The organism is Citrobacter sp. Cpo089, from assembly GCF_030332695.1.
Taxonomy (GTDB): Bacteria; Pseudomonadota; Gammaproteobacteria; order Enterobacterales; family Enterobacteriaceae; genus Citrobacter; species Citrobacter portucalensis.
The window spans coordinates 1-3889 of record NZ_JAOWHJ010000029.1 but is presented as its reverse complement, the minus strand read 5'-3'; the positions used below and the strand labels follow the sequence as shown (position 1 = coordinate 3889).

The window sequence follows — 3889 nt, the reverse complement described above, 5'->3', positions numbered from 1 at the left end:
AATCGGTGGAGCTGCATGACAAAGTCATCGGGCATTATCTGAACATAAAACACTATCAATAAGTTGGAGTCATTACCGACGAATATTGCCCAACAACACACCGATATCAGAACGATTCACCCGATGACCGCGCTCATCCTGGATCAATGAATTAGTAGGCGACAGGTGCAAAATGGGCAATGTACCCACACCAAATGGCCATAACGTCACTTTACCGCTGACAGGATTAAAGATAAGCACCGCACCTGAATGCGGTTGGGTAAAATCCATCCGCACATACCCAGGCTTTTGAAAGCTATAGCGAATAATTTTGCTTTCATCGGATGGCGACGAGGTGCGCATCATAACCTGATAAGACCTCAGGTTATTAAATGACTGTTGAGAAAATGCGATGGGATCCGTAGCCCTGGCATTCTGCGAAAAGATATCTTCTTTTTCCACCGAATATGCTGCACCACTAAGGGTGAGCAATGCTGCGAACATGACTATCGGAAAAGATGAAATGTTCATAGCAGCCCCCTGAACCAGCACTGTCTGCAAACAGAAGTAATCACCTGTTGACTGTTTTTATTATAGTTCTTAACTGCGCAGCACTACTCTTCCGGTCTTTTAAATACAGCATGGACAGCAGGTTTACATTATTGGTTATGTTTTCAGTTGAGATGACAACATAAAGCTATACTTTAATAGCCATACTTTTAATAGGTATTAATCATGAAACTGCCATCGGTATTTTCATGCGCCGTTCTCATATTACTGCTGCTGGCGTCATCGTCTGCCACAGCCAGCGCGTTACAAAACCAGGCCGTCAGAGAGCAAGAGTTGAGCGCGGCACTTCGAGCTGGTAATGGTGTGTTCATCATTGGCGGGACGGGTGATTTCGCTTTCACGTTCAGGGCACGAAACCGAATCCACAGACAGCTGGCGATACAGGATGGCTTTGGCGATCCCATCCTGATGAATGGTTTCCAGGACCACAACTATAATCCCGCCCGCGATGGGTTTATCAACAACCCTGCCCGAGGGGGCTTTATGTTTAACGCGCCGATTCGGCGATAGATTGATTAGCAATAGTGAGTATATAGAGGGCTGTTTACGTTTCTGGCAGGCTGCTTGACGCAAAGTATCTATGCTTGTAAAAAACAGGCACAAAAAAACCACCCGTAGGTGGTTTCACGACACTGCTTATTGCTTTGATTATTCTGTTCTTTCCCATGGTACCCGGAGTGGGACTTGAACCCACACAGCGCGAACGCCGAGGGATTTTAAATCATGCGTGTTATTCATAATTATCAATAAGTTGCGTCACTTTTTCGCCAATAGTTCAGTAAATTGACCTCTGAACATTCAAAGGGTTATCACTAAGATTAAATCTCAATGGTGAACACATTTAACCAGATCAGGTTTCAACTGCAGTCAAAACCCCGACATCAATTCATGAACGAGGTTAACTCTATCATGTGAACTTAATGCTAAATTCATAGCGAAAAGTTGAGCCATTTTCTCGTTATGCTCATACCCATTTCGTTCAAGAAACTCACGATATTGTGTCCTTCTACTACTTATTGCCTGAGTCTGATACGAAACATCTGCATAACGGTTTTGGTCTTTCCTTGGCATTCTATTTCTCCTGTTACAATTCCAAATATGAAGTATGTTCATTTTGTTTAATATGATTTGGTCCCACTGATGCCATTTATTACCTGCATCGGTGTTGAGCGGGCTCAATCGTTTTGTGTAGAACGATATCCTATACTTTCAGTCTTAAATGTGACTGGAGGTTTCTATGTGCGGACGTTTTTCACAGTCGATGACGCGTGAAGACTATCTCGCCCTTCTCGCTGACGAAGTCGACAGAGACATTCCATATGACCCGGAACCCATCGGGCGTTTTAACGTGGCGCCAGGCACCAAAGTTCTGCTTCTGAGCGAACGTGACGAGAAACTCCATCTTGATCCAGTTATCTGGGGATACGCCCCCGGATGGTGGGATAAACCACCGCTAATTAACGCACGCTCTGAAACGGTGGCCACCAGCAGAATGTTTAAACCACTCTGGCAACATGGTCGAGCAATTTGCTTTGCTGATGGCTGGTTTGAGTGGAAAATGGAAGGTGACAAAAAGCAGCCCTACTTCATTCATCGAGCCGATGGCCAGCCGATATTCATGGCGGCGATCGGCAGCACACCATTCGAACGTGGAGATGAAGCAGAAGGATTCCTGATAGTGACGGCTGCTGCAGACAAAGGACTGGTAGATATTCACGACAGGCGGCCACTGGTACTGTCACCAGATGCTGCTCGCGAATGGATGAGGCAGGACGTTGGTGGGAAAGAAGCTGCGGAAATTTCGGCTGATGGTTCCGTGCCGGCTGATAAATTTATATGGCACACCGTGACGCGTGCCGTAGGGAATGTAAAAAATAAGGGCTCTGAACTAATACAGCCAATGTGATTACATAACCTGGCAATCATAAAACTCCGCGCTCATGGCATCGTTAATGATGCATGCCATGTAACACCCATAACGCACAAAACCTTGCAAAATGATGCAAAGTTTTTTATGACAAGTTTCTGTCTCAAAGATTTGGGAGATGAGGCGATAGTGGCATGATAGGCTTGACGGTAAAGTTGACTAGCGTTTTATGTTAACAAGTATTACTATTACATATGTATACTTTAGTTACATTATTGTATAAAATAATTTCACTTAAATCAATGTTAAATTGTTGCATACATTATATATAATATACGTGGTATTTATGAAAGAACGGAATTTAAATATAGATGCTTTGCGGATATTGTCATGATTTTAAGATGCTAATTTAATTAGAAGATGAAAAATATGAATACACGTACTCAATGGATCGATGCCTTAAAGGCAATTGCTATATTCTGGATTTACCTTGGACACTTTGGAGATAATGGTAAGCAACTTTATCAATTTGCCTTTTCGTTTCATGTTCCTTTATTCTTTTTTATTTCCGGCGTTTTTTATAAGAAATGCCAATCATTACATGAGCTAGCATCAATAATAAAAAATGGTTTTATAAAATTAATTATCCCATATTTTGTATTTTCTATACTATCTTTAATATTCTTTTCCCTATATAATAACTCAAGCTTCGACCAAGTTAAAGAAATGATGCTGCAGATATTACCAGCGATCCGAAATCAGATATTTGCTGCTTCTTTATGGTTTCTGCCTTGCCTGTTTGTGATGATAGTAATATACTCGCTTATTTTATTAACAATAAAAAACAAGCACGTAATTTTCATCGTGTGTTTAATCATATTTATTATATCTACAAAATTACAACTAGGTTTTGTGCCTGCTTTCTTTTTCAATATCGATAGCGCTCTTTTGTATATAGTATACTATGCCCTAGGTGCATATACTTCAGGATTTATAAGAGATACAGTATTAATTTCAGAAAACAAATACAGGAATGCAGCGTTATTTTTGTTAGTATCCATTTCAATGGTGGTATTTGTTTATTCTTATTTTTTTGGTTCTGGTAGAATTTATAACAATATCCGGTGATGCTGCCAACTTACTGATTTAGTGTATGATGGTGTTTTTGAGGTGCTCCAGTGGCTTCTGTTTCTATCAGCTGTCCCTCCTGTTCAGCTACTGACGGGGTGGTGCGTAACGGCAAAAGCACTGCCGGACATCAGCGCTATCTCTGCTCTCACTGCCGTAAAACATGGCAACTGCAGTTCACTTACACCGCTTCTCAACCCGGTACGCACCAGAAAATCATTGATATGGCCATGAATGGCGTTGGATGCCGGGCAACTGCCCGCATTATGGGCGTTGGCCTCAACACGATTTTACGTCACTTAAAAAACTCAGGCCGCAGTCGGTAACCTCGCGCATACAGCCGGG

5 protein-coding genes and 1 pseudogene are annotated in these 3889 nt (G+C 42.1%); 5 read left to right on the top strand and 1 reads right to left on the bottom strand.

The genetic code is table 11. The features are described from left to right. On the top strand, positions 1–62 hold a 62-nt coding region (locus OGX92_RS23435; RefSeq protein WP_071528444.1), incomplete at its 5' end, for an IS1 family transposase. 10 nt (positions 63–72) lie between these two features. Here OGX92_RS23435 and OGX92_RS04405 read toward each other — a convergent pair. Next, positions 73–510 carry a hypothetical protein gene (locus tag OGX92_RS04405; RefSeq protein WP_286586278.1) on the bottom strand — a complete coding sequence of 146 codons (438 nt, stop codon included), beginning with the start codon at positions 508–510 and terminating at the stop codon, positions 73–75. Between the two features lie 204 nt (positions 511–714). Between OGX92_RS04405 and OGX92_RS23430 the strand changes: the two genes are divergently transcribed. From OGX92_RS23430 to OGX92_RS04385, 4 genes and pseudogenes are all read left to right on the top strand, one after another. Further along, the gene (locus OGX92_RS23430) at positions 715–1059 is read left to right on the top strand and encodes a hypothetical protein (protein WP_003833919.1); all 345 of its coding nucleotides are present in this window, start codon (positions 715–717) and stop codon (positions 1057–1059) included. Between the two features lie 727 nt (positions 1060–1786). Continuing rightward, positions 1787–2455: an SOS response-associated peptidase gene (locus OGX92_RS04395; RefSeq protein WP_286586277.1), complete on the top strand. Its 669-nt coding sequence runs from the start codon at positions 1787–1789 to the stop codon at positions 2453–2455. Positions 2456–2845: 390 nt separating this feature from the next. Then, positions 2846–3544, top strand: a complete 699-nt coding sequence (locus tag OGX92_RS04390; protein WP_286586276.1) for an acyltransferase family protein — start codon at positions 2846–2848, stop codon at positions 3542–3544. Between the two features lie 50 nt (positions 3545–3594). Further along, positions 3595–3889: pseudogene (locus OGX92_RS04385) on the top strand (IS1-like element IS1A family transposase); the annotation flags it as partial.